Raw genomic sequence first — 23,507 nt, 5'->3', positions numbered from 1 at the left:
GCGCGAACGCGGCGCGGGCGTCCAAAGTTCCCTTGAGTCATCAAGGCCGGTGATGATGCGCGAGCAACGAATCCCATTCCGAATTTTATATGACGGCGAGTGCTTCATCTGCTCTCGAACTGTGACTGGAGTCAGAAAGTTGCGTCAGACCGTTGCTGTCCCTGGGTTTGGCGTCGAGGTGGACTTGTCCGTTTATAGTGAAAACAACGCTCATCCAATCTCGAGCATGGAGAGCGCGGCGATCCTTATCGCCATCGAGATGGTCGCGCGCGGCAGCCGTGCTCGTGTTGCGCGGCGCCGCGCCGCCCCAGGCGCATAGTTGTCTTTTGCCATGCTCGGAAAGTTCGATGACTTGCCCCGCTGCGCTCCCAGCCGATGGCCGCATTTGACAACATGACGACGTAAGGGTGCTTGGAGGGGGCTCGGACGACCAATGCGGTCGCTTGGAATTCATTCTATACGAAACGTACAAAGGACGTGCTGCTGCGAGGTTGATAACGCGCTACCCCGGTCGAAATGAGCGCCGAATCTCTTGCGCGAGCGGCGATCATGTACACCGAAGTGGTGCCGGCCCTGAAAAAGCGCGCCGGCAGCGAAGATCTTTCCATCTCCCTCGCTCAATTCTGGACACTGCCGGACATCTCGGCCCAAGCCGTCCTCTCGGAGAACTATCGCAACGCCTTCGCGATCAGCGTCTATTTGGCGGCCGCCTCGCTCTATGGTGGAGGCGCCAAGTTTCTGATTCTCGATGATGTCACATCGAGCTTTGATTCCGGGCACCAGTTCCATCTGATGAACGTGATCAAAGGACAATTTGCGCGCCCTGGGATCCCAAATGGCCCTCAGGTCATCCTGCTTAGCCATAACACAGTCCTGGAGAATCTTTTCAACACGAATGCCAACGAGGGCGGTTGGTGGCATCAGTGCATTCAGCCCACCGCGCGAACATCGGTGCTTCCGCAGTCCGGCGCAATCCACAAGATCCGCGACGCGACTCACGCCTTTCGCGATGCCGGAAACACCGACGACGCCGCGCCTCGGATCAGGCAGTACCTCGAGTTCAAACTCGAGGAGGTCATCTCGAGGGTCGGCACTCCCGTGCCCATCGGCATTGCCTTCAATGACGACAAGCACATGGCAAAAAACCTTATAGACGCCATCAAGGCAGCCGTCGACCTCCATGACGCGGCCGGGCGCCTGGTCCTGGAGGCTGCCCAGCTCGCCGGCCTCCCCACTTCGGTGGCGACGATCGTGAGCAACTACCTTTCGCATTGGTCTACGGGGCAGACCCGCCTTCACGGCACCATCACTTAAAGGGGTAATGCAGGCGATCGAGAATTTTGCGGGTTGCTTTCAATTCGAGCTTCCAGCAGGCTCGGGTCAACACCGCTACTATAAATCTCTTGGCCAAAAGCTTTGAGCGCGGTGTAACGCTTCGAGCTCCGCCGATCATCAAGATTGAAGCGCTTGTGTCCTCATTCGGAAGAGGAGCTGTCTGCTAGGGATATAGGAGCAAACATCAAGTCGCGCCGACTGCCGCAGGTACTGGCGGCATCGGGTACTGCAAAACTGAAGCTCGTGGGAGACCGGCTCGCGATTGAGAAAGTCGCAGGGCTAATGACGATATGCGCGGCGCTGATGGCGGCGATGATCGCGGCGTTTGAAAGCTGAGCGGGCTCGTCAAGGCATCACCCCCGGCATCCAATGGCTGACGATCGGGACGATTCCCAGAAGAGTTTTAAGGGCTTGCTACAGCAAGCCCTCAGGGCGGACGACTGGGCTGAAGACCAAGCTGAAGAACCAAGCTCCGACCCTTCCGGCGCAGATCCTCCAAAAACTCCGTCCCGGAGGTCGCCGACTTCATGCTGAAGCAGCCGAAGAAGAACGCGCCACGCATGCTGCGCGAACACAAGGAGTCCGACGCCGAGTCCGAGCGGGAGCCCTCGCCCTAACGGTAAAAAAAGAGCTTTTCCAAAGCGCAGGCAAAGCCGAAGCCAAGCAAGGAGGCGAGAACCGCGGCGCGAAAGAGGAAGAGAAAATAGCCCCTGCTATACTCGCGCACTAGCCTGAAGTTTAGTCTCGATCTGCTTTAGAATCTCGATAGCACCCGCAATGTCAGAGGCAACCCGGCACTGAAACAGTTGATTGCCACGAGAGTGGAATGCAGTCCATCTTCAGTGAAGAAAGCCAGGCAATAAGCCAGCGCAGCCGATGCGTGCTCAATATCATGCAAGTCTTCGCTGGTGAACCGCCGCGCCTTCCATCGGAACGCCGCATGCAGCCCAGTATGAATGTGCAGCGCGCGAAGCTGTTGCCGGACTTGTGGACGCTTCTCGAACACAATGAAAAGCAGATTTGCCCATTCGTTCCAGAATGTTTGAACGCGTCGGCGGCTCTCGCTCTGGCTGACCACATCGCTCATCACGTTCATGCCGATATCGGCGCCAAGCTCAACGGTGCCCTTAAGCTTGGTCTCCAGGCTTGGGCGAAGCTTTTCAATTAATCCGCGTTTTGCTTTCCGCCCTCGTTCAATCCAGAAACGGTAAAATCAAGGGCAATCAGGCGGCGACTTTCGTCGGATCCTACGCATGGTCTCTTCCAGCGGCATATCCACACCGGTCGAAGGACGCCTTCTGCAGCGCAAGCTCGGTTGCGGCATCGGTGCCCGTGTTGGTCGGATTAACAAACCCAATAGTGAATGCGATCCTTGACCAGACCAGATGATGCAACGGATGCAAATCGTCGCAGCCGTCTGCGCCGTGCACAAAGTGGGAGACCTCGGCCCCGAGGCGCATGCGGAGATCGAGAAGCGAAACGCGACCACTTAGCGTATCGACACGCGTGCAATATCGAGACGAGCAGCCGCATCACTATTCTTTAGAAATTCGAAGAAGGTGCTGTCGCTGATTGGGCAACCCCATCGTCCTGCACGAGCAGTTGCTTCGGGGAAAGTAAGTCAGACACTTCCCACGCTGCGGGAGCGGCGCCTATCGCACCGCCGTTCGGTCAGTCGCGAGACAGATCGTCGGTGCGATGGGAGATTGCGAAAGGTTGCGTCAATGTGTGGTTATTTGCAGCGAGTTGTCGTCCCAGTAGAGCATTTGGACCAGCTACTGATGAAAAAGCGCGAGCAGTGGCGGGGATCGGCCCTTCTTTGCGGGGGGGCTTCGCGGGGCCTGAACATGCGCCTGCATTGATCATGTGATGCTGCTTTCTTGAGTTACCCAATGTTACCCAACTTCGATCTGAATGGGTGCATATGGGCGGAAAATGACGGTTAGCGTTTCCAACACTCGCGGCCCCGGAAGAGCAGGGCACGTGAATTTGCGGGCCAAAGAGCCAGAGGAGGGACTAATGCCAAGGACGCTAGCCGCTTTGGGCGGCCATTCGGCTCATTTCGTCAAAACCGCTCTGATTTGCTCAACTCTCTTGGCCGGCGCCGCCACATCTGTCGACCAGGCCGAAGCGCAGGAAATCAACTGGCGCCAGTTCGAGGGCTCTTCGATCGTGTGGGCTTACGACATCCATCCGTATGCTGACGCCGTTGCAGCACAGCTGCCTGAATTCGAGAATTTGACGGGCATCAAGGTGACACCCGAGCTTTATCCGGACGACGCCTACTGGAATAAGCTGACAATCCAGCTGAGCACGAAGTCGGCCTCGTGGGACGTCGTCGGCACAGGGATTCAGCCGGCTTGGGATCTCGCGCCCGGTCAACTACTCGAGCCGCTCGACCACTATCTGAACAACCCAAAGCTCACCTCGGCAAGCTATGACTACAAGGACTTCTTCCCCGCATTGCGTGACGCGCTGACGTGGCAAGTCAATGGCGGGCAAATCGAAGCGGGCGGGGGTCAGGTGTGGGCTATCCCGCACGGGTTCGAAAACATTCAATTATTGTACCGTAAGGACATTCTGGACAAGCACGGTATCAAGGTTCCGACAACCCCGCCGGAAATGTCCGCGGCTTGCGAGAATCTGAAATCTGCGGATCCGGCGATCACACCTCTGGGCGTGCGGGGGGTCCGCTTTTGGAGCAGCATCCACACGGCCGCAATCTCGATTGCCAAGTCTTACGGTGTGCACGACTTCGTCGTCAAGGACGGCAAATTAGAAACTGGTCTCGATTCGCCCGAGTCCGTCGCCTTCCACCAGGACTATGTGGAGATGATCAAGAAGTGCGCTGCTCCATCCTTTGCCAATGACAACTGGTATCAGGTGGTCGATGGCATCAATTCGGGTCGGACAGCGATGGCGATCGATTCCAACATGTTCGGGTTTTGGAACGATGTCGCCGGCAAGCCCGCTTCGGGCAAGATCGCATTCGCTCCCCCTCTGCGAGCTCCGAACGGCAAGAATTTTGAATCGAACATCTGGATCTGGTCCCTGGCCATGAATGCGGCCTCTCAGAAAAAGGGAGCAGCCTGGCTGTTCATCCAGTGGGCGACGTCAAAGCAGGTCGAGCTCAAGGGTGCCGTCGCAGGGAAGCTCGTCAACTCTCCGCGCGCCTCGACCTGGAGCGACAAGGTCTGGCTCGACTACGCGACGAAACCGGAATTCACGAACTTCGTGGATACCTTCAAAATCGTGCAGGACAGGGCTGCATTGGCCTTTACGCCGCGCGCAGGATTTGCCGAGGCAATGAACGCCTGGGCAGTCGCCATGCAGAAAATGGTCAACGGCGCGGACGTGAAGGCGACTTTGACCGACCTCGCCTCCGAGATCCGCTCCTCCATGTAAGGCGGTTGACGGGGCGGCATAAGGGGTTTGCCGCCCCACCAGGCCCGAGTATCTTTTGAGAAGTGAGCGATGGACCTTCAAGGCATCGACGCAATCGTGACGCTACAATCATCGGTCGACCAGCTGGCCTCGTCCAAAAACGAGCAGGTGCAAAAGGCCGAGCAGAATGCTCTTGACTGGCGGAGCCTTGCTGCGATTGCCCCCGCAATCATCATCCTACTTGGATTTCTTTTTCTGTTTTTCTATGGGGCCTTTCAATCACTCACCGATCTCAAGTTTGGCCGTCCCGTGGTTCGCTTCATTGGATTCACCAACTATGAAGTCGCAATCAAGACCCAAGATTTCTGGAACAGCGTGCGGGCGACTATGGCGTATGCCTGCTCCGCCGTGCTCGCCGAAGCGTTTTTTGGGCTTGCGCTCGCCAAATTGTTCGCAAGTGGGGTGTTCCTTGCCCGGCTGATGCGGCCGGTCATTCTGCTTCCCCTGGTTCTGCCGCCAATGAGCGTCGCCTTGATGTGGACCACAATGATGGATCCGCAGATTGGGATCCTGAACTATTTGCTTTCGCTCGTTGGGATCGGACGGTTCGCATGGATTTCGGATGCCAGCACGGCGATGTTCTCACTGGTACTCATCGACATATGGACTTACACACCATTCTTTGCGCTCATCATCTTCGCCGGGTTGCAGGGCATCAACGATGAGGTCAGAGAATCCGCGCGGGTCAATGGCGCGCGGGGTTGGGCAACGTTCCTCCATATCGAGCTTCCGCTCATCGCGCCGTACATCCTGATCGCCGCGGTATTTCGGCTGATCGAATCGCTCAACCAGTTTGATATCATCTTCGGAACAACCCAGGGCGGGCCGGGTGATAGTACTTCCGTGCTCTCGGTTCGCGCCTACATCACGGCCTTTCAAAATCTTGCCTTCGGGCGTGGTGCCGCGCTCATGGTTGTCAATTGGATGATCGTGCTTCTCGGAACCTTTGCCATGGTGAGATTGTGGCGGTTGGTCCGTCAGCGCGTAAGCTAGAGGAGGCTGACATGCGTTTTAATCGCTCAACGCCTGCAAGCTTGTTCCTTAATCTGCTGATTGTTGCTTGTACGCTGATCCTGACATTTCCGCTGGTCTGGATCGTGATGATGTCGGTGAAGCAGCAGGCCGAGGTCATGATCTGGCCGCCGCGCCTTATCTTCACTCCAACATTTGAAAACTTCCGCGTTTTGTTCGATGCCGCCCACGCCGGGGCAACAAGCTACGGCACTATCAAGGTTGATTTCTTGACCCCGATCACGAATAGCGTCGTCATCTCGCTTTGTGCGGTGCTGGTATCGCTCGTTGCCGGGGTACCGGCAGGCTACGTCCTGGCGAGGCGTAATATCCCTATGAAGGAGGACATCGCGTTCTTCATTCTGGGCTTCCGCTTCGCGCCGGCTCTCCTTGTCGTCATACCGCTGTTCAGCGTGTTTCAGACAATCGGCCTTTATGACACCTATTTCGGTATGATCTGGGTCTATCAAGTCGTCACGCTGCCAATGATCATTTGGCTGAGCCGTTCATATATCGAGGATATCCCAAAGGACGTTGAGGAGGCGGCCGCCATGGATGGCGCAAAGCCATTCCGGGTTGTGTGGCACATCGTTCTTCCGCTTCTAAAGCCCGGCTTGATAGGCGCCTCTTTGCTTATCTTCTTGCTCGCGTGGCACAACTTCGCGCTCGGCCTGATCCTCAGTTCGACGAAAGCACCAGTCACGGTCGCCCTGCTCAAGCTGCTCAATCCCGGCGTTCAGTTCTATCCGGTGATGGCTGCTGGTCTGGTGGTGACCATGATTGTGCCGGTCGTCCTGATCATCCTTGGCCAGCGTCATCTCGAACGTGGTCTTACCTTCGGGGCCGTGAAATGAGCCCCAGACCATTGATGTTCTTCGGAACGACCAATCTCGACCTCTGCTTCAACGTCGAGCGGCTTCCAACGCCGGGTGAAAGCCTGATGGGGAGCTTAAAACGGAATGCGGGAGGCAAGGGCGCCAATCAGGCGGTCGCCGCTGCTCGATTGGGCCTTCGGCCGAGCTTCTACACCCGGCTTGGCGATGACGACGCCGGTCGATCCTTGCTGCAAGCGCTGCGTGAGGCAGGTGTCCGTCTCGATGCCATAGCGGTGTGCCCAGGGGAGATATCGGGTTCTGCTCTCGTCCTTGTCGGTGACGACGGCTCCAACATCATTGTCATAGACCCGGGAGCCAATGCAAATGTCACACCAAGCATGGTCGAAAAGGCAGCCGAATTCATTGAGCGGGACGCAATCGTCGTTGCCGAGATGGGCATGCCCGTCCCCGCGCTCAATCACCTGTTTGCAATGAAGAGCAGCAAAGGATTCGATCTCATTTTCAATCCGGCGCCCGTGAGGGCGGGCCTGTCGGCGGCGGCATGGAGGAGTGTCGATTTCGTCACTCCAAACCAGACGGAAGCTTTCGAGCTCACCGGTGTCGAGGTACACGACCTCGACAGCGCAGCTCATGCGGCCGGAAAGCTTCTCGATCTCGGGCCAAGAGCTGCCCTGATCACGCTTGGTGGGCAGGGGGCCTACTACGCCGATGCCAGCGCGTCTTTTGCGCTCAGGGCATTTCCTGTGAAGGTCGTTGATACAACCGCGGCGGGCGATGCCTTTAATGGAGCCTTCGCAGCCTCTCTTGCCCACCGGTTGCCGATACGAGAAGCGATCAAAAAGGCGCTCGCGGTTGCCGCCTTATGCGTGACGCGACGCGGGGCCCAGAGCTCAATGCCCAGCAGTGGGGCCGTCGACGAATTTCTGAATTCTCAAACGATCTTGGAGTTGGAATGACTGAACAGTTCTCAGTTGCAGACAGGACCGTGCTCGTGACCGGTGCGGGCGGCGGCATTGGCTCAGCCATTGCCAATGCTTTCCGTCAAGGCGGTGCGAACGTCCTGGCAACCGACGTAAATGTGGAAAGTCTCCGGAACATTCTGACGCGCTTGCCGCACGGCAATGGCATCCTGCCCATGAGCATGGACGTGTCTCGAGAAGATGATGTCGGCAGGGTGCTTGATGAGATCGCCCAGCGCTTCGGCAGGCTCGACGTCTTGATCAACAACGCCGGAATAAAATCGGCTCAGCCGCTTCTGACCGGCAATGCCGATAGAATCGAAAAGACCATACAGATCAACTCCGTTGCGGTGCTTCGCTGTGCCAAGCAAGCGATCGAGCGCTTCATGAAGAGCAAGGGCGGCCGCATCGTCAATGTCGGGTCCTCGTTGTCATCTCAAGGCGCGGTTTTCAACTACCAGGCGGGCGGCGCTGATTATTGCTTGTCAAAGGCCATTGTGCACGACGTGACAAAGCTGCTCGCCTATGAATGCGCTCCGCTCAAGATCAACGTCAACGCGATTGCACCCGGGATCATCGATACACCCATGCACGGGCGTCCGCGGGAGGAGACCGAAGCGCGCCACAGTGGCCGAATTCCGCTGGGCCGGGTCGGATTGCCGGAGGATATCGCGGGGCTCGCGGTGTTCCTGGCCAGCCCCGCTGCCTCTTACATGACCGGGCAGGTCGTCCATGTGAATGGCGGGATGCTGATGCATGGTTAGCACCGGCTCAAACGTGAACTGGCCGCCAATAGAAGGGATCATCTCGGACCTGGATGGCGTCGTCTATCGTGGCAGCACCGCAATCGTGGATGCGATAGAAGCATTTACGCGATGGCAGGAAGCCGGCGTGCCGTTCTGTTTTGTGACGAACAATTCCACGCATACCCCTGAGGACGTCGTCCGCAAGCTGAGAGCATTTGGTCTTCCGATCGCAGCGTCAGAGGTCGTGACAAGTGCTATCACCGCCGCGGAACTCATTCGAACGAACTATCCGCAGTTGACGCGAATCTATGTCATCGGCGCTCCCTCGCTTGTCACAGCCATGCGCGATGTTGGACTGGAGGTCACTGACCGAACGCCTGAAGCCGTTGTGATGGGACTTGACCGGGATATCACGCACGAGAAGATGCGAATTGCCGTTGAAGCGATCCTGAATGGCGCCGTCTTCATCGGAACCAATCCCGATCTTCTGCTGCCGACGGCCAGCGGGTTCGAGCCTGGCGCTGGTGCGACCATTGCTGCTGTGGCAGCGGCTACGCAAGTGCAGCCCTCAATCGTTGGGAAGCCGCAAGTGCCGATGATCGAGACGGCGCTCTCACGCCTTGGTACGAACCGCGGTTCGACGATTATGATCGGCGACCAAGTATCTACGGATATTCAAGCCGGGAAGAGGGCGGGTCTTGCCACGGTGCTTGTCAGAACCGGCGTGCCGATGCGTCAGGATCCCTCCTTGATGGCCCCGGACTTCATCGTATCGAGCTTGCGCGAAATTGAGGTAAGTGCTGCTCGCGCGGCCGAGGTGCGACAGAGGAGGGCATAATGGCCAACGTTCGCCTGGAGAGCATCAAGAAGGCCTATGGGACCATCGAGGTCCTGCGTAATATCGATTTGACCATCGGGCACGGCGAATTTGTCGTCTTCGTTGGTCCGTCCGGGTCAGGCAAATCCACGCTTCTGCGCATGATTGGCGGGCTCGAGCCCATCAGCGGCGGGCGGCTCTTCATCGACAATGAGCTCGTCAACGACATCGATGCGGCCGATCGCAACCTCGGCATGGTCTTTCAGAGTTATGCTCTCTATCCGCATATGACGGTGAGAGAGAACCTGGCCTTTCCCCTGCGCATGGCCAAAGCCTCGAAAGCCGAGATCGCGGCCAAGATAGCCGAAATAGCGGCGCTATTGCAGATCGACCATCTATTGGATCGCAAGCCTCGACAGCTTTCAGGCGGGCAACGCCAGCGCGTCGCAATCGGGCGCGCCATCATGCGAGAACCAAAAGTGTTCCTGTTCGATGAGCCCCTGTCCAACCTCGACACCGAGTTGCGCGTGCAAATGCGGGTTCAGATCGCCAAGCTCCACAAGCAGCTCGGAAACACCATGATCTATGTGACGCATGACCAGGTCGAGGCGATGACCATGGCCGACAAGATCGTCGTCCTCAAGGACGGCAACATCGAACAGGTTGGCAGCCCCCACGATCTATATCACAATCCGGCCTCGCGTTTTGTGGCAGGATTCATCGGCTCGCCGAAGATGAACTTCCTGGGCGGCAAGGTCGAGGCAGCTCACGAGCAAGGCCTGGACGTCCGACTGGAGGCTGGTTCTACAATCTCCGTTCCGGTCCAGCCGGACCAAATGCTAGTTGGCAAGCCGGTCACTGTCGGAATCCGCCCGGATGACTTCTCCTCGCCGGCACTCGAGCAGCAGGAGATCTCCATTGGACTTGAGATCGATTTCGTTGAGCATCTCGGTAGCGTCACGTACATCTATGGCAACGTTGGAGACGAAATGGTCGTCGCCAAGGCGCCAAAATCCGGCTCGCGCAAAGGCGCCGGAAAGCTTACCCTCACGGCCGCTCCAGCCGATTGTCACTTGTTCATGAGCAATGGAAAGGCGGTTCGGCGGTTGCAAGCTCCTGTGACTTGGAGCTAGTCTTGACGTCGAGCCGTGCGATGATGCCGGCTCCGGATGGACACGCGGACCACTGAGGTGAAGGGAGCCGGCATCAGGCAGTTCTTCCGGAATTCCCGTTCGTTTGTCCTTGGTGCGGGGATCGGATCGGGCATGACGGCCAGGGCCGCGGAGCGGGCGGGCGCCGATTTCGTGCTCGCACTCAATGCTGGCCGTTTTCGCGCCATGGGCGGGGCCTCGCCCGCCTCGATTCTTCCAATCCGCAATAGTAACGAGTTCGTAGCGGGGTTCGGACGGACCGAGATCCTGCCAAATACGAAACTGCCGGTCTTCTTCGGCACCTGTACATTCGACCCCGAGCTTGATCTGGATCGATGGCTCGACCGGATCATCAAATGGGGATTTGCTGGCGTGACCAACTTCCCTTCGGTCATACACATCGATGATGACCGCAGGTCGTTGCTCGAGAAGTCCGGCCTTGGCTATTCCCGGGAGATCGAGCTCCTTGTTAAGGCTGCAAAACGCGGCCTGATGACGATTGCCTATACTCGCACTCAATCTGAAGCGCGTCGGATGGTCGAAGCCGGCGCCGAGGCCATTTGCATCAACTTCAATCTAAACCGCGCGGTTGAAAGCGGGTCTGATCCGTCGATCAGCCTGTCTGAACTTGCAGCGCGTACGAATGCCGTTGCGCGCGTTGCTCAATCCGTCAACAAGAGCACCATCTGCTTGCTTGGGGGCGGCCCGATCACAAAGCCGGACGAGCTCCTGGACATCTGCCGCGAAACCGGAATCCAAGGGTTCATCGGAGGCTCTTCGCTGGACCGCGTGCCTCTGGAGATGTCGGTCCTCGAGGTGACGTCGGGCTTCAAGACCATCCACCTGTTGCGCGAGAAGGTGGATCTGCTCGAAAGGAAGCTGCAGTTGAGTGGCTTCAGGCACGGCGTTATCGCGCAGTCCTCGGCAATGAAGCGCGTCCTCGAGATGATCAAACGCGTTGCGGCAACTCCCAGCCCGGTCCTCATCTGGGGAGAGGCCGGCTCCGGCAAGCGTAGAATAGCAAGCCTGGTTCACGCGTTCAGCGACCGCAGGCACGCCAAGGCGACGCTGTTTCATTGCCGGCCGGGTCCGGCGATGGATACACTCGGCCCGTTTTTCGGCGCCGAGCGCCTTGAGAGCGGCAAACGCCAATTGTCGCTGCTGGAGGCGTCGAGCGACGGCACCGTCTTGCTGCTGCATGTTGACCAGCTTTCGCGCGAAGGCCAGGAGCGCCTCGCCGATTACCTGGAGACAGGCGGGTTTACCCCTCTGAACGGGGTAACTGTCATGCGTTCCCACGCTCGGATCATTGCGACCGCGACAGTGGCCCGAGGCGCTGGACTTGAAACGGTTCTGTGCGCGCGGCTTCTCGACCTTTTTACCGGGCTGGATCTCCAGTTACCTTCGCTACCCGACAGGCTTGAAGATTTGCCGCAACTCGTTCAACACTTCACCGTCGAAGCCAAAGGAGATTCCAGCGCCCAAACGCTCACAATCGAAAACTCTGCTTTCCTTGCGCTAGCCGGGCACGACTGGCCAGGCAATTTGCGCGAGCTGCGGCAGGTCGTGAACCAGCTCGTGACCCTGCCATCAACTCACATCACCGGTGAGATGCTAAAGCCGCTGTTGGAGCCGACTTCAGGCGCACGGCCCGCCGCCTCGCTGTCCGAGAGAGACTGGATTATCGAGGGCCTGAAAAGAAACCGGCTTCACCGCGGCAAGACTGCTCGCTCTCTCGGGCTTTCGCGCAAAACCCTCTACAACAAAATCAAGAAACTGCGGATCCTCGAATAAGGCCTCATGCCCGTCGGAGCGGCTGCTTGGCCGTGGAGGCCTGCTCAAGTGAGAACTTCGGTACCGACGACGATCCGTGAGAGCCAAGGCCTACGAGCGCGATGTCCGATCCAATCGGCAGCGCAAGCGCCTCGGGTCGCAGATAGACGGACCCTTCCAGCTGTGAACCTAGCCGTTGCTCCGCTACTGTCATCTTTGCCTCGTCCGCCGCGACAAACAGGACTTTGAACCCTCGGCTTGCAAACCACTCCATACGGCGAAGCTCGAGCTCTTGACCGCGATCGAGCGGCACTCCTGCCGGTGTCCGTTCAATCATGGAGGCAGGTGGAAAGTTCGTCACTCCGGTCATCCTTGCATCTTCCAACAAATCACCGAGATCTTCCCAGCATGCAAACGGGTCGATCATGACGATCGCCGCATAGCAGGAAGGGGGCACCTTGGGCCCCGCTTGCAAGTCCCGCAGGAGACAGTCGTTCCAGTCGATGACGGGAAGCGTGGCCATGACCAGCATGGCGTTCTGTGGAAGGGTCCGCAGTGATGGCGCATAGATCGTCATCTGATCACCGCGAGACGAGGAGAGACTTGCGGCAAGGCGACCTAAGACATTGGTTCTCACGGTTCTACCCAACCCTACCCAATTGATGCTTCCGCCGATCTTACACGCCGCTTCATCCGGGTCTAGACCACGACGTCGATCGTTATCGGAGCACCGTCCTACTTTCTTGGCGCAGGAGCCAGGTTCGGCTGGAAAGGGATGGTCGTCGGCGCCGTTTCCTCCTGGCTGCTTAACTGGGCTCACCGCGCCCGTCCTGAGTGCCGGATGCGATTTGCTGCAGGGTGCTGAGCGAGCTCCGCTCGCGGTGAAAGAGGGCCCATGAAGCGTCTCGAGTAAAAAAAATGGGCGAGCTATCTGCGCCCTATGGATCCGCTGGCAGACCGGCTCGTCTGCTTCCTCCCTGACTGGCGCCGCTGCTGGAAACTCCGGCAGCGGCATCTTTTTGACTAGGGGCGGGCCTCGCCGCGCGATCGGGAGCTGATGTCGCGGAATTGGACGGCTCGCGACCAGGCGGGAGCCTCAATTTATATAAAGTCCGCCAGCTACGATTGCCCCAGTCGGTTCAAATGAGGCGCCTCCCAATCCCACACGGTGGCGCTCAATCACCTCGTTTCGGAACTGCTGTACCTTATCCGGCGCCTTCATCGAAAAGCAGAGGGCCCTATCAGGTCGCTCCAGTGCGAGCGATCCTTTCGATGATGCGGCAGGCCCCGGCACGCTCTTGGCTGGCTCACGGACGAGCAACATTGAAGTATCGAAGGTCGCGTTGGTCACCTATGAAGGCGTGAGATAGATCGAAACGGCTTGAAGCAGTGCCGAGAGGAAGGCGCAAGCGGCTGCAACCATGTTCAACCGCGACACTTTGCGGAGCGCTATTCCGACCAGCTCTATATCTGCGATGCCATCAAACGTCGCTCTAACCACGGGAACATTGACGAAGGCAGACCAAGCCCAGAACCCCGCGGCGGCACCTGCAAAGACCACGCTAATCCAGCTAGAGAGCTTCATCACCAATAACCTCAATCAATCTAAGCGGCAGTAGGAAACCTGTTGAGCAAGCTCGCAACGGCGGTTGCGTGCCACTCGCCCCCACGAGGCGCACTGATTCCCTGCCTGTTGAGTTGGTCGGTGATAGCACGGACGCTCGGGATACCAGAGCGCTTGATGCTCTCGATGATGCCCTGATACGGGGGAAAGTCAGACAACAAGAGGCCGTGCTGCCATCTCAGATTTTTGCTGCAATTCTGCTTTCGGTTCAGTCGTGAGACGCAGCCGTACTCTCAACGGCTGTTGCGCTACTCTCTTACAAGACGTTGAGGCGCGAGAATTTGGTCAAGAATTTTCTTCATCCCGGCAGGCTGATGCCCTTTGTCACGCATTCGAGCGATTATGACATTGCGAAATGTCTCGTATTTCACCCCACCGCCGCGCCTGCCGACGAAGAGCCTGAGGATGTCGCGTCCACGGAATGACGTTTTCCAATTTCCGTTTTGCAAATCGAGTTGGAAGCGCTCTTGATGCGCCTTGGTCATCGTTTCAAGAGCCGAAGGTGAAAGGCTGTTCTTGATCAAATCATCGATCCGAGCCCGCGAATATAGAATGGCTCTTGAGAGCGCTTCGCCCGGGTTGGCCGACTTGGGATCGATGTTGGTGCGGATCGCCGCGACTATCTCGCGGTTTGCTACATCGCTAGCGTCGTGCGCCACCAGCGCTGATAGTGTTTCCTTCGCGCAGTCGATCAGCTCATTCTCTATTTCGTCTTCGGACGGAACGTCCCGACCGCCGAGAAGATCTTGCAAAGCGCTCCTAATGAACTTCGAAACAAGCAAATAGTTTTCTATGTGATAGACATCCCATTCGAATTGCGTGGTGCTCGCGGCCGCGCTTGTATCGGAATCTTTGTCCGTGATGGAAAACACTCGCATCGGGGGGAGTCGATTTGCTTCGGTAAGCGACTGCAGGAGTGCGTGAAGTCCTCGCACTCGCGCCTTGTTAGTGCCTGAAACGGCATTTACGCCTGCAATAAGGTCAGGAAACAACTCAGATGTCATCCTCAAGTCAAAGTCAGAGTCCTCCCCTTCAAAGATAACAACCTTGGCCCCGGGGTTGTAGGCGGCCAAATCTCCCACTAAGTCGATGATTGCGCGGTCCAGGTCTTGATCGGCCTCAACGCGGTGCGCCTGATCGCGATCGGCAGGGGGATGCGCACTGGGCGTCATGTGAAATACCGAGACGCCTAGCCGCCCGACACTCTCTCTCAGGATGGCATCTGAATGAGTGATCAACCAAACCTGATTGCCCAACTCCTTCGCCAAATGTCTATGATAGAAATCGGACAGGTTGCGCGTGAGTCGTGGATTGAGATGCAGCTCGGGTTCATCGAGCAAAATTACAGAATTCTTCGGTGCCGACCTCCGCAGTCGCAAATAGCCGTAAAGAATTTCTTTTTCACCAGAACTAAGATCATCTAGATCATGTGTTTCGCGGCCGCCAACCATCACCGGAAAATTTAGACTGCCGTCCGATAATGGTTGAGGCCCAAGAAATTCTTTTTCCGGAAAAAACGTTGAAAAAAGCTCCTTAAGGGTATCGGTGAGGGAGATTTGCGATCCCAGCTTTTTTCCGGCCTTTTCGGCCAACGCCTCGCGCACATATAACGCGGCCATCTCGCTTTTTACGTTCGAATACTTTGCATTGTAATTGTAAAGGGCGCTTTGTTTGCGCTGCTGTTCAAGCGCATCTAGATTCACGTTGATGGAGTTGATTTGCTCGCGGTTGTACATCCGGTGAGCGCCGTGATAGTCGATAACACCAATGTGTTCTGGATCGAAATCGGTGAACAGCAACTCGAGCGTTTTCGATTGAGTGAACTGCGGAAGATCGCCCGGATTAATGGTGAGGCTTGCCGATACGGTAGGCTCGTCTATTTCTCCGCTAAAGATCTCCAGATCTTGCTTGGTCAGTTCTTCCACCTCTGATTGGCGGCTCCTGAATTGGGCCGTGAACGGAGCAGCATCGAAGCTGCGCCAGCCAACCAGTTCTGGCACAAGCGTTCCCCATACTTGCTTTGTGATCAGCTCCCGTGCTCGATTCTTGAGATAGCTCCGTTCTTCCTCATGAAGTTCTACCTCCATCTGCAAAATCATGGGCTTTTTAGGGTCATTGAACATACGGGCGAACGCTTGGGGTTCGTTCGCAAAGTTGATTTGGAACTCCCCGAACCACTGATGGAATTCGTTCGGCTGATAACCCCCGTAAACTGATTTCAAAAGTCTGATGGCATCTAAGATGCACGACTTTCCCGACCCGTTCTGCCCGGCGAGGACAACCATCTCCGCGAGGTCGTTCAAAACCGCCGACCGAACCCCACGAAAATTCTGTACGGATACTTTTTTCAGTTTCACGCCAAAATCCCTCCATGGCATGCAAACAGCACGTTCGGACATTCGACCGGCCAGTCCTGCGATGACAAATACCCGAATGTAAGATGGGCCTTGCATCACTGGATGGGGCGTTGCCCTGGGTTGTCCACTGGAAAGAGACGGCTCTTGCCTGCACTGCGGTCCCAAATTGGTCCCACTGAATGGCCACTGCGCGGCTCGTGTCGTCGGTCGCAGATTGCTGGGATGGTGATAACCAATTGGAGATGTTGGCGGATTTTTGGATCGGCCTCAGCAGAAGAGCACCTGAGAGCATTGACATGGCAGGGTCACAGGTTGAATCGCTGTCGTGCCTTCATCCTCAGGACGCTCGCGCATCCCGTAGCGCGAGCGCATCTCTATTGGTGAAATGCGCTTCGCTTACGACCTTGGGCTCGCCCCCGTTAAGGTGCAGTACTGCATGGTCGTTTCCCTTCTTGACCCTCATGCCGTACACTCTCGTCACATCAACGAACGCAAGGAACAGGTCGCCAATCGGCAGTTGGTTAAATGCCATCATGACGCCAGGCGGTTCAGTTTGCATCGTCTTCTCCCCGAGCTATCTTCTTTTCCAACTAAGCTAGATCGCAATAGGTGCGCGGATGATAGGTATCTTCCTGAGCTATCCCAAACCTCACAAGAACGTCCAAGCCAAATTTATCGAAGCAATCAAGGCTCACCTAGTCGCGCAAGGATTGAGTCCGCAAACCATGACGCGATCGAACTATGACATGGATGCCCCGTTGGCCGGAATACGCAGGCTGATGATCGGTTGCTGCGGACTGCTTGGTGTCGCTTTCAGGAGATCCTATTCAGAGCATTTCGCAATCCGCGATGGCGCAGACATCCAGTCGATTTCGACGGAACTCAAACAGAAAGTCTGGCTAACTAGTCCTTACATGCAGATTGAACCGGCCATGGCTTACCAGTTAGGTATTCCGATTTTGTTGATGAAAGAGAAAGGTGTCCTAGCCGAGGGAGTCATTGAGCAGGGGGTTACCGGACAGTACCTCCCAGAGTTTGATCCGGAGAATGTTACTGAGCCCTTTGATTGGAGTAATGCCATGAATCAATGGATTGGAAGAGTAAGAGCCGTTTACGACCATCGAGGAAGGCCCCCGCAACTATACTAGGGCAACTGACCGAAGCGGGAGCCTGAGTCGAGGCGTCCAATGCGAGAAGGCAATGGAGGAGAGGTGGTTGGAGTGCGGATTTTTGAAGTTCTCTCAGGGATTTTTCTTGACGAGCTTTGAAAGGGTGAAGCCGATTCGTTGAGGCAGACTATCCGGTCTCACATTGCTCCGAGATTCCACCGCAGATTGATCGACATAAGTCTCCTAAAGTTTACCCGCCACGCTTCTGTCTGATCGTTCCGTCAGTGTCATCTCTACGTTCAAGCGACGTCCGCTGTAGGCAGATGTGTTTGAGGGCTGCCAGTTTACAACGAGGAGCGCTCACTGCGGCGCATTGGTGCGACCTTAGCCTCAGTTCTGTCTTTCTAGATATTCTCAGGATGAGTAGGGGCTCGGTGCCAGCGACGAGCCCTCAACCGAGCACGCTCATCGACCGCCTCCGATCAGAACCTTGAGGTTCTTCCAGGTCCACTCGTATAGTTTGTCACTTGATGTCGCCGCCGTGGGCTTCTTGCAGCCGCCCTCTTTGTAGCCCTGCAGCAAGAAATAAGGGACCTTCTCTTCCTGTGCGATCTTGACCTCAGCCGATACGCCAGTTGCGGTGTCGGTGTGCTTGCCGCAGATCACGGCGACCGTATCGACCCCCTTGATCCGAGTTTTTGCTTTCTTCTTCCAGTCTTCGTCGATCGCTTCCTTGATGGACCAATCAGCAAGCTCAAAGGGGCTGTCGTCCAGTTTGGCCTGGCCAACCAAGAACTGTTTGAGGACCTCGTCGTGATCGTAGTCGAAGCTGATGAAAACTTTCGTTTTTGCCACTTCAATCTCCCATGAGCCCGAATCAGATGATTCAAATCTGCTTTGGCGGCGATCAGCACCTAGGGATGTTCCGAGTAGCGCTCTAGGAAAGGTCGGCGATCATCGGCTGTGAACCTGCTCGGTGGCCAAATTCGGAAGGCGCCTAAGTGATTGGGATGGGTTGTACGCCATGGGTAGTCGTGAGGAGGCTGATTGATGTTGTCACCGCCCGAACTCGGACTTGGCTATATTGGCGCTGCAACCAGCTTAACCTTGGTGCTTCCAGTCGATCGATACGACTATTGCTTTCTCGTCGCTACTGCTGGGGAAGAGCCAACTGCGATCTTTCTGGACGAAAGGTACCAATTCCAAGCCTTTGGTTGTCTCGGAAATACAAGTTATAAGGGTCTACTCATTCCCGACGTTCGTATCGAAGTGGACGAAACCCTGATTTTCGATGCTGCGGGAAGATGGGCTGTGCCTGGCATGATGGTCCGCCGCGACGATGGTCTATTCATCTCAACGATGGACGAGAGAGGGGGCGGCAGAAATCCGTTGATTGCGGTCCAGAGGGGACTCTCTCTTAGCGAGCAGGGCATGGCTGCCGGTTTTGCTCGTTGGCAGGTCGTGATCGGCGAGGGCATTGAGAAGCGGGTGCTGAAAGTTATCGAGCTAAATCAACCGGCCAACTGACAAGAAGTGCGTGCACGTCTGCTTGGGCGCCGATAATCATGAGGCCCGCAGTGGATCACCGCCGTCGCTGGTAGACTACCAGGCTCTCTGCCATCTGCCGTAGGTCCCTAGCTCGGATATCGCGATATTTCGCGTGTACGCTCAGAGTGACGAGAATGGCTACTTCGGCAGTATTGCCGGCCAAGTATGTAGTGTCATAATCGCGTACCTCGGCGCCGCGGATGACTCCCTCAACCCACTCAGTCCTGCGATAGTCACCCGCCGAATAGAGATGATCTCCGCCTGGCCGCCCCCACCGATCGCCGGTCTGGGTGTGCGTAGATGCTCTTCGTACTTCGCCAATGTGTCATCGAAAGCCCGGTATTTCATAGCCATAATAATAATCGAGTCCGATGGCGGCTCGCTAAGACGGCATACATATTCGGTGGCCTCCCTTACACAAGACCAGCCTGGCGCTAGATTGAAGGAGAACGTCGCAGTGGCGAAACGCTCCGGCGGGAACGGCACCAAGAGCCAGGCAGCGCCAATACCCAACCCGCAGATCGTTACGGCCGAAAGCGCCAGGCCCGTGAGGAACGCTCGGACAAACGGTCCTCTCACTACCGCCGTTCCTCCGCAGGTCGTCTGACGATTTCAGCGACCTGCCGGAAGCGTTCGCGCAGGCCCTGCGCGTCGACGTCCTCGTCGCGAATGGTGGAGAATAGCTGTCGCGCTCTTGAAGACGCCTCAAGAGACGCCTGAGAATCTCCCCGCAATAGGTGGATCTCTGACTTTAGAGAAATGGCCGTAATATGATCAAGTCGTGCGGAGAGATCGGCTCCTCGATCGAGCGCGGTTTGCCCAAGTTCAATTGCTGTATCGACCGCATCCATCGCTTTCCGAAGTTCTTGCTTCTCGGCCAGTGTCAAGGCTGCCGCTTGTAACATTTGCGCGGCGAGGGCCGGAAGGTCTTTGTCGGAAGCAAGTGATTTTGAGAAATCCCTCGCGCTCTTGATGAAATCCGACAACGCATTACCTTTTCCTTCCGATGTATTGTCGGCGATCACGCGCTGAAGAGCGGCTTTCTGAGCCACAAGAATCGCTGATGCGTCGTCAGGCGAGCCGGTTTTTGCGAATTGGTCTCGAGCGAACTTGATCGCGAAGTCAATCAGCTCAGAAGCCTGAGCTTTCTCACCAAGGGCGTCTCGGCTCTCTGCCCTCTGCACCGCACATAGGGCGATGGCATTCGTCCTCGGGTCTGCTGTCGCGTGGTCGCGCAGAGAATCCAGCAAGTCGCAAGTCGATGCCAGGAGCTGACTGCGTGCTTCACCCGCGGGGAGAGAAGCGGAGACGGATTGTATAACCCTATCGGTTGCGAACATACTGCGTGACAGGGCGTCAAGCGCACGATTTCTGCTCTCAAATGCGAAGATCGCTAAAGTCGCGACGGCCACGATTAGCGACGTTGTGCTTCCTGCTACAAGTCCCAGACGAACCTGCTGGCGCCGCTCCTCTTCGCGGCGCAGCGCCGGCATGTCGTCGAGACCAAAGCCAAGAAGCGGCGCCAGTAATTTTGCGGTCTCGTCGGCCAGCCTGGCCGCGCGGCTTGGGTTGAGAAATGATAGAGGACTAAGTCCTCTTAGGTCTATTATCTCAATATTTGGATATCTGCGTTCGAGATCACCGGGAAGGGCGTTTCCAGGGGCGTCTAGGGCGCGAACCACGAATATGTTGCCTGCATGGGGCCCTCGCTCGAATGCTTCGATTTCGCGTCGGATCCAGTCGTTACGCTCCGTACCGCGGTCGACCGCATCCGGTGTCGCAACGACGATCAAGTGTCGGGATGCGAGTAGTGCGGGAAGCGTGACTTTTTCGAAGAAGTCGTTAGTCGCCTGTTCGTAGATTGTGTCCAGGTAGAGTTTCAGTGGCTGTGGCTGGCGGCCGCGCAGGGAAGGCGGTGGCCGATAATCCTGAAGAAGTCTTCGCAATCGCCGAGCGAATGCATTGCCGTCGGATCGTCGATACGAGATGAAGGCATCGAACGAGGTCGCCATGGCTCTCAGGTCAAAAAATCTAAGTCTGAAACGCGAGTTATCGTGCAACGAATAGCGCTCAGCATCAACCCGGGAATTTTCCTAGTAGGCACAGACACTTAAATGCCGCAAAAAGAGACGCCCGCCTGGCGGATAAGTACTATTGGAGCAAACGTGGCGATCACCAAGAGAGTTTTCACGGCTTTCGCAATTGAAGACGAAAATCTTCGCATGTTGCTTGTTGGACAGCGCCTTCATCCCGAAACGCCATTCGAATGGACAGACATGTCTGCGAAGGAGCCGTGGAGCTCGGATTGGAAGTCTAAATGTCGCACCAGGATTAAGGGTTGCGATGGGGTGACCGGCACCGAACACGCCGAAGGCCGCTGGGCAGCTCAAGTGCGCCCACGAGGAGAACAAGCCGGTGCTCTTGATCCGCGCGAGTGGATCTAGCCCCTTGTCAGTTGTCCCGGAGGAAATCCGCGGTAAGGTCGGCTCAGTCTGGAGTTGGCCTGCAATTGACACGTTCATTAAGAGGCTGTGATGGGTATCGAAAACCACGCAACGGTAGTGGGTATCAATAACTATCCGGACGCTCCGCTGACGGGATGTGAAGCTGATGCGAGGGCCATTAAAAAGGCCCTTGCGACCCACGCAGATGGCCTAAAGAACTTCAAGGTCGACTTGCTGCTCTCATCCAAGCAACTGGTTAGCAAAGGAGCTATAGTCCGCGCGTTCCGAAAGGCTTTTTCTAGCAGGGACGCTCGGATCGTGTTGTTTTACTTTTCTGGCCATGGCGAGCTGACGTCGGACGGAGGCTTTCTGGTGACCCAGGACGCGATGGAGGGGGACGAAGGAGTTCCAATGGCGCAGTTGATCGCCGCAGCAAATAGCTCGCCGGCGTCGGAGCGGATAATCGTTCTCGATTGCTGCAATTCCGGTTCAATTGGCCAATTTTACGGGTCTTTGTCCTCGATTGCGCTTGAGGAGGGCGTATCCATTCTCGCGGCGTGCAGGACCGAGCAAAGCGCGATGGAAACGAACGGCCGTGGCGATTTCACGCGACTCATATGCGATGCGCTTGACGGTGGCGCGGCCGACGTCCGCGGAAACGTGAACGTGGCCGGCCTGTATTCGTATGTGGATGAGGTGATGTCCGTCACGCAACGTCCATTATTCAAGACCAACATTTCCAAGCTCGTTCCGATTAAGCGTGCCCATGCCTCGATCTCCGACGAAAAGCTGCGCTGCATCACCGAGTATTTCCCGTCTTCTGACTACGTCTATAAGTTAGATCCGTCCTACGAGCCGACGGCCGAGCCGAACTGTCCCGCACACGAGGCAATCTTTGCTGATCTGCAACGATTCAGAGGAGCCCGCCTTCTGGTCCCAAACGGCGAGGATCACCTGTACTGGGCTGCGATGAATAAAAAGTCGTGCAGCCTGACCGCGCTCGGAAAGTTTTACTGGGAGCAGGTCAAGGCTGAAAACATATAGCAAGTCGCGTATTTTCCATCGCCTCGAAATCCTTTCTAGTAGGGATACTCTCGAGATCTTTATCCGGAGGCGTCGATGGAGATTTTTCTTAGCTATCCTTCAGAGCGATTGAGCGTCGCGCGTGAAGTTTATGATTTTCTCACCCCGCTGGATGTCCGTGTCTGGTTTGATAAAGCCTCGCTCATCCCGGGTCAGGATTGGGATCTAGAGCGTGCGCGCGCTCAAGAACGTGCAGATTTAACTATTCTGATATTGGACCAGTAAGTCCCAAGCGATTGCCTCCGCCTTTTCCGCCGGTAGATGGACCTTAGCGGGCAAAGCGACGATCAAGTACTGGCAGTGCTCGGCGATGTTGTATTCGATCGTTTCGGCGATTGCCGACCCGGCGTGAACTCCGACGCGGATATTCGGGCCGATCGAATCATCTTGGACATAGAATGCTTCGCAGAACTCGGCGCGAGTTGGCCTGTTGGGGAGTGTCGACGTAATCGACGAGCGGAGCACTTGACCCGTTGCGACCACGGCGTGGCCAATATCCTTGTCTTTGAAGGACAAGCCGACGAGCACAGGAATGCCGGAGTCCACGTATCTGTTAATGATGTCTGCTGGCCTAAGTTGTCCCCAGGTGGGCTTTGAGCCGGAGCGTGCATAGAGCAGCGTCTCACGTCCCGCAGCACGCAGTGCCGCAATTATGTTGTTGCCGCTCAGATATTCAGAGCCAGTCGGTATAACCCGATTAATCGCGTGATCGGGCGTGGCGATGGCTGCGGTCGTTATGGAAACAATAGAAAGCCAAGGGCCTCGGTGACGCGCATTAAAATGCCGTGCCATTACCCAGATAACGGCTTGCGCACAGGCGCCGATCCGGGAGTCCTGCTGGGTCATCGGAATGGCGTCAACGGCGAAATCAACACCGAGCAAGTGGGCGGAGTAAGTTGCCCTTACAAGTTGGTATCCTTCGTACCCGGTTGGGGCAGTCGGCGTTCTAAGAATTATTTGCGATAGTGGGGCTTGTGAGATGGGCCTTAAAACCGCCCATCCCAGGAACGATCTCTTTCCGACGTTTTCGAGATGCTCGATGGTGGTCGATACATCGTCTGTGTCCAGAAAGAAAGCCCATTTGTTCGGAAAAGAAGAGCAAGCGAGTGCAGAGCTTGCGATGCCGCCTGAATGTCTTGGCATAGTAGGCGGAGTACGCCTCTGAAAAATCGCGGTCTATGTAGTCCTCTTCGACGAGAACTGTCTTCGCTCGGAGTTCAGCGAGATGCCGAAGGATATTTCTAGTAATGTCTGATCTGGATTGGCGCTC

General features: G+C 56.5%; 23 protein-coding genes. 16 read left to right on the top strand and 7 right to left on the bottom strand.

The window, feature by feature from the left end:
* Positions 1 to 549 precede the first annotated feature (549 nt).
* The 11 genes from BRAGE_RS0131030 (at position 550) to BRAGE_RS0130970 (ending at position 12,093) form a co-directional block, all read left to right on the top strand.
* Positions 550 to 1,314, top strand: a complete 765-nt coding sequence (locus BRAGE_RS0131030; RefSeq protein WP_027563405.1) for a hypothetical protein — start codon at positions 550 to 552, stop codon at positions 1,312 to 1,314.
* Positions 1,315 to 1,458: 144 nt separating this feature from the next.
* A complete protein-coding gene (locus tag BRAGE_RS50290) occupies positions 1,459 to 1,671 on the top strand; it encodes a hypothetical protein (protein ID WP_141263288.1) in 213 nt (70 codons plus the stop codon).
* A 490-nt stretch (positions 1,672 to 2,161) separates the two neighbouring features.
* Positions 2,162 to 2,503, top strand: a complete 342-nt coding sequence (locus BRAGE_RS0131015; protein WP_027563407.1) for a hypothetical protein — start codon at positions 2,162 to 2,164, stop codon at positions 2,501 to 2,503.
* An 851-nt stretch (positions 2,504 to 3,354) separates the two neighbouring features.
* The gene (locus tag BRAGE_RS0131005; RefSeq protein WP_108914650.1) at positions 3,355 to 4,740 is read left to right on the top strand and encodes an extracellular solute-binding protein; all 1,386 of its coding nucleotides are present in this window, start codon (positions 3,355 to 3,357) and stop codon (positions 4,738 to 4,740) included.
* A gap of 69 nt (positions 4,741 to 4,809) precedes the next feature.
* Positions 4,810 to 5,772, top strand: a complete 963-nt coding sequence (locus tag BRAGE_RS0131000) for a carbohydrate ABC transporter permease (RefSeq protein ID WP_027563409.1) — start codon at positions 4,810 to 4,812, stop codon at positions 5,770 to 5,772.
* 11 nt (positions 5,773 to 5,783) lie between these two features.
* A complete protein-coding gene (locus tag BRAGE_RS0130995; RefSeq protein ID WP_027563410.1) occupies positions 5,784 to 6,644 on the top strand; it encodes a carbohydrate ABC transporter permease in 861 nt (286 codons plus the stop codon).
* A 14-nt stretch (positions 6,645 to 6,658) separates the two neighbouring features.
* Positions 6,659 to 7,582: a ribokinase gene (locus tag BRAGE_RS0130990; protein WP_231164226.1), complete on the top strand. Its 924-nt coding sequence runs from the start codon at positions 6,659 to 6,661 to the stop codon at positions 7,580 to 7,582.
* Positions 7,579 to 8,349 (top strand): SDR family NAD(P)-dependent oxidoreductase, encoded by a 771-nt coding sequence (locus BRAGE_RS0130985; protein WP_027563412.1) that lies wholly within the window; start codon positions 7,579 to 7,581, stop codon positions 8,347 to 8,349. The genes BRAGE_RS0130990 and BRAGE_RS0130985 overlap by 4 nt, the downstream gene beginning before the upstream one ends.
* A complete protein-coding gene (locus tag BRAGE_RS0130980; protein ID WP_027563413.1) occupies positions 8,342 to 9,169 on the top strand; it encodes an HAD-IIA family hydrolase in 828 nt (275 codons plus the stop codon). The genes BRAGE_RS0130985 and BRAGE_RS0130980 overlap by 8 nt, the downstream gene beginning before the upstream one ends.
* Positions 9,169 to 10,281, top strand: coding sequence for an ABC transporter ATP-binding protein (locus tag BRAGE_RS0130975; protein ID WP_027563414.1), 1,113 nt, complete (start codon positions 9,169 to 9,171; stop codon positions 10,279 to 10,281). The genes BRAGE_RS0130980 and BRAGE_RS0130975 overlap by 1 nt, the downstream gene beginning before the upstream one ends.
* 36 nt (positions 10,282 to 10,317) lie before the next feature.
* Positions 10,318 to 12,093 (top strand): phosphoenolpyruvate hydrolase family protein, encoded by a 1,776-nt coding sequence (locus tag BRAGE_RS0130970; RefSeq protein ID WP_084334831.1) that lies wholly within the window; start codon positions 10,318 to 10,320, stop codon positions 12,091 to 12,093.
* A 4-nt stretch (positions 12,094 to 12,097) separates the two neighbouring features.
* On the opposite strand, the gene BRAGE_RS0130965 is transcribed toward BRAGE_RS0130970, so the two are convergent.
* From BRAGE_RS0130965 to BRAGE_RS0130945, 4 genes are all read right to left on the bottom strand, one after another.
* On the bottom strand, positions 12,098 to 12,649 hold the full coding sequence (locus BRAGE_RS0130965; RefSeq protein ID WP_231164227.1) for a hypothetical protein: 552 nt from the start codon (positions 12,647 to 12,649) through the stop codon (positions 12,098 to 12,100).
* A 774-nt stretch (positions 12,650 to 13,423) separates the two neighbouring features.
* Positions 13,424 to 13,660, bottom strand: a complete 237-nt coding sequence (locus BRAGE_RS0130960) for a hypothetical protein (protein ID WP_141263286.1) — start codon at positions 13,658 to 13,660, stop codon at positions 13,424 to 13,426.
* A gap of 284 nt (positions 13,661 to 13,944) precedes the next feature.
* A complete protein-coding gene (locus tag BRAGE_RS0130950) occupies positions 13,945 to 16,053 on the bottom strand; it encodes an AAA family ATPase (RefSeq protein ID WP_167336533.1) in 2,109 nt (702 codons plus the stop codon).
* Between the two features lie 337 nt (positions 16,054 to 16,390).
* On the bottom strand, positions 16,391 to 16,612 hold the full coding sequence (locus tag BRAGE_RS0130945) for a hypothetical protein (protein ID WP_028146441.1): 222 nt from the start codon (positions 16,610 to 16,612) through the stop codon (positions 16,391 to 16,393).
* Positions 16,613 to 16,670: 58 nt separating this feature from the next.
* Between BRAGE_RS0130945 and BRAGE_RS0130940 the strand changes: the two genes are divergently transcribed.
* Positions 16,671 to 17,201, top strand: coding sequence for a hypothetical protein (locus BRAGE_RS0130940; protein ID WP_035730265.1), 531 nt, complete (start codon positions 16,671 to 16,673; stop codon positions 17,199 to 17,201).
* Positions 17,202 to 17,627: 426 nt separating this feature from the next.
* Here the strand turns inward: BRAGE_RS0130940 and BRAGE_RS0130935 are convergent, their stop codons facing one another.
* Positions 17,628 to 18,017: a TIR domain-containing protein gene (locus tag BRAGE_RS0130935; protein WP_027563421.1), complete on the bottom strand. Its 390-nt coding sequence runs from the start codon at positions 18,015 to 18,017 to the stop codon at positions 17,628 to 17,630.
* A 195-nt stretch (positions 18,018 to 18,212) separates the two neighbouring features.
* Here BRAGE_RS0130935 and BRAGE_RS0130930 point away from each other — a divergent pair, with 195 nt between their 5' ends.
* Positions 18,213 to 18,689, top strand: a complete 477-nt coding sequence (locus BRAGE_RS0130930) for a hypothetical protein (protein ID WP_028146440.1) — start codon at positions 18,213 to 18,215, stop codon at positions 18,687 to 18,689.
* A 599-nt stretch (positions 18,690 to 19,288) separates the two neighbouring features.
* On the opposite strand, the gene BRAGE_RS50280 is transcribed toward BRAGE_RS0130930, so the two are convergent.
* The gene (locus BRAGE_RS50280) at positions 19,289 to 20,722 is read right to left on the bottom strand and encodes a hypothetical protein (RefSeq protein ID WP_051378202.1); all 1,434 of its coding nucleotides are present in this window, start codon (positions 20,720 to 20,722) and stop codon (positions 19,289 to 19,291) included.
* A 153-nt stretch (positions 20,723 to 20,875) separates the two neighbouring features.
* Here BRAGE_RS50280 and BRAGE_RS55145 point away from each other — a divergent pair, with 153 nt between their 5' ends.
* The 3 genes from BRAGE_RS55145 (at position 20,876) to BRAGE_RS53520 (ending at position 22,462) form a co-directional block, all read left to right on the top strand.
* The gene (locus BRAGE_RS55145; protein WP_199820254.1) at positions 20,876 to 21,154 is read left to right on the top strand and encodes a hypothetical protein; all 279 of its coding nucleotides are present in this window, start codon (positions 20,876 to 20,878) and stop codon (positions 21,152 to 21,154) included.
* Positions 21,155 to 21,244: 90 nt separating this feature from the next.
* A complete protein-coding gene (locus tag BRAGE_RS0130915; protein ID WP_027563424.1) occupies positions 21,245 to 22,198 on the top strand; it encodes a caspase family protein in 954 nt (317 codons plus the stop codon).
* A 75-nt stretch (positions 22,199 to 22,273) separates the two neighbouring features.
* On the top strand, positions 22,274 to 22,462 hold the full coding sequence (locus tag BRAGE_RS53520) for a toll/interleukin-1 receptor domain-containing protein (RefSeq protein ID WP_084334835.1): 189 nt from the start codon (positions 22,274 to 22,276) through the stop codon (positions 22,460 to 22,462).
* Here BRAGE_RS53520 and BRAGE_RS0130910 read toward each other — a convergent pair.
* Positions 22,436 to 23,083, bottom strand: a complete 648-nt coding sequence (locus tag BRAGE_RS0130910) for a hypothetical protein (protein ID WP_027563425.1) — start codon at positions 23,081 to 23,083, stop codon at positions 22,436 to 22,438. The genes BRAGE_RS53520 and BRAGE_RS0130910 overlap by 27 nt on opposite strands.
* Between the last annotated feature and the right edge of the window lie 424 nt (positions 23,084 to 23,507).

The sequence above is a fragment of the Bradyrhizobium genosp. SA-4 str. CB756 genome (assembly GCF_000473125.1).
GTDB classification, from domain to species: Bacteria; Pseudomonadota; Alphaproteobacteria; order Rhizobiales; family Xanthobacteraceae; genus Bradyrhizobium; species Bradyrhizobium arachidis.
This window is presented reverse-complemented; position numbering and strand designations above follow the sequence as displayed.

Bases quoted from the DNA above. Each gene is read 5' to 3' on its own strand.
- BRAGE_RS0131030 (WP_027563405.1), top strand. From the start codon at position 550: ATGTACACCGAAGTGGTGCCGGCCCTGAAAAAGCGCGCCGGCAGCGAA.
- BRAGE_RS0131015 (WP_027563407.1), top strand. From the start codon at position 2,162: ATGCAGTCCATCTTCAGTGAAGAAAGCCAGGCAATAAGCCAGCGCAGC.
- BRAGE_RS0131005 (WP_108914650.1), top strand. From the start codon at position 3,355: ATGCCAAGGACGCTAGCCGCTTTGGGCGGCCATTCGGCTCATTTCGTC.
- BRAGE_RS0131000 (WP_027563409.1), top strand. From the start codon at position 4,810: ATGGACCTTCAAGGCATCGACGCAATCGTGACGCTACAATCATCGGTC.
- BRAGE_RS0130995 (WP_027563410.1), top strand. From the start codon at position 5,784: ATGCGTTTTAATCGCTCAACGCCTGCAAGCTTGTTCCTTAATCTGCTG.
- BRAGE_RS0130990 (WP_231164226.1), top strand. From the start codon at position 6,659: ATGTTCTTCGGAACGACCAATCTCGACCTCTGCTTCAACGTCGAGCGG.
- BRAGE_RS0130985 (WP_027563412.1), top strand. From the start codon at position 7,579: ATGACTGAACAGTTCTCAGTTGCAGACAGGACCGTGCTCGTGACCGGT.
- BRAGE_RS0130980 (WP_027563413.1), top strand. From the start codon at position 8,342: ATGGTTAGCACCGGCTCAAACGTGAACTGGCCGCCAATAGAAGGGATC.
- BRAGE_RS0130975 (WP_027563414.1), top strand. From the start codon at position 9,169: ATGGCCAACGTTCGCCTGGAGAGCATCAAGAAGGCCTATGGGACCATC.
- BRAGE_RS0130970 (WP_084334831.1), top strand. From the start codon at position 10,318: ATGGACACGCGGACCACTGAGGTGAAGGGAGCCGGCATCAGGCAGTTC.
- BRAGE_RS0130965 (WP_231164227.1), bottom strand. From the start codon at position 12,649: ATGACGATCTATGCGCCATCACTGCGGACCCTTCCACAGAACGCCATG.
- BRAGE_RS0130945 (WP_028146441.1), bottom strand. From the start codon at position 16,612: ATGCAAACTGAACCGCCTGGCGTCATGATGGCATTTAACCAACTGCCG.
- BRAGE_RS0130940 (WP_035730265.1), top strand. From the start codon at position 16,671: ATGATAGGTATCTTCCTGAGCTATCCCAAACCTCACAAGAACGTCCAA.
- BRAGE_RS0130930 (WP_028146440.1), top strand. From the start codon at position 18,213: ATGTTGTCACCGCCCGAACTCGGACTTGGCTATATTGGCGCTGCAACC.
- BRAGE_RS50280 (WP_051378202.1), bottom strand. From the start codon at position 20,722: ATGGCGACCTCGTTCGATGCCTTCATCTCGTATCGACGATCCGACGGC.
- BRAGE_RS0130915 (WP_027563424.1), top strand. From the start codon at position 21,245: ATGGGTATCGAAAACCACGCAACGGTAGTGGGTATCAATAACTATCCG.
- BRAGE_RS53520 (WP_084334835.1), top strand. From the start codon at position 22,274: ATGGAGATTTTTCTTAGCTATCCTTCAGAGCGATTGAGCGTCGCGCGT.
- BRAGE_RS0130910 (WP_027563425.1), bottom strand. From the start codon at position 23,083: ATGACCCAGCAGGACTCCCGGATCGGCGCCTGTGCGCAAGCCGTTATC.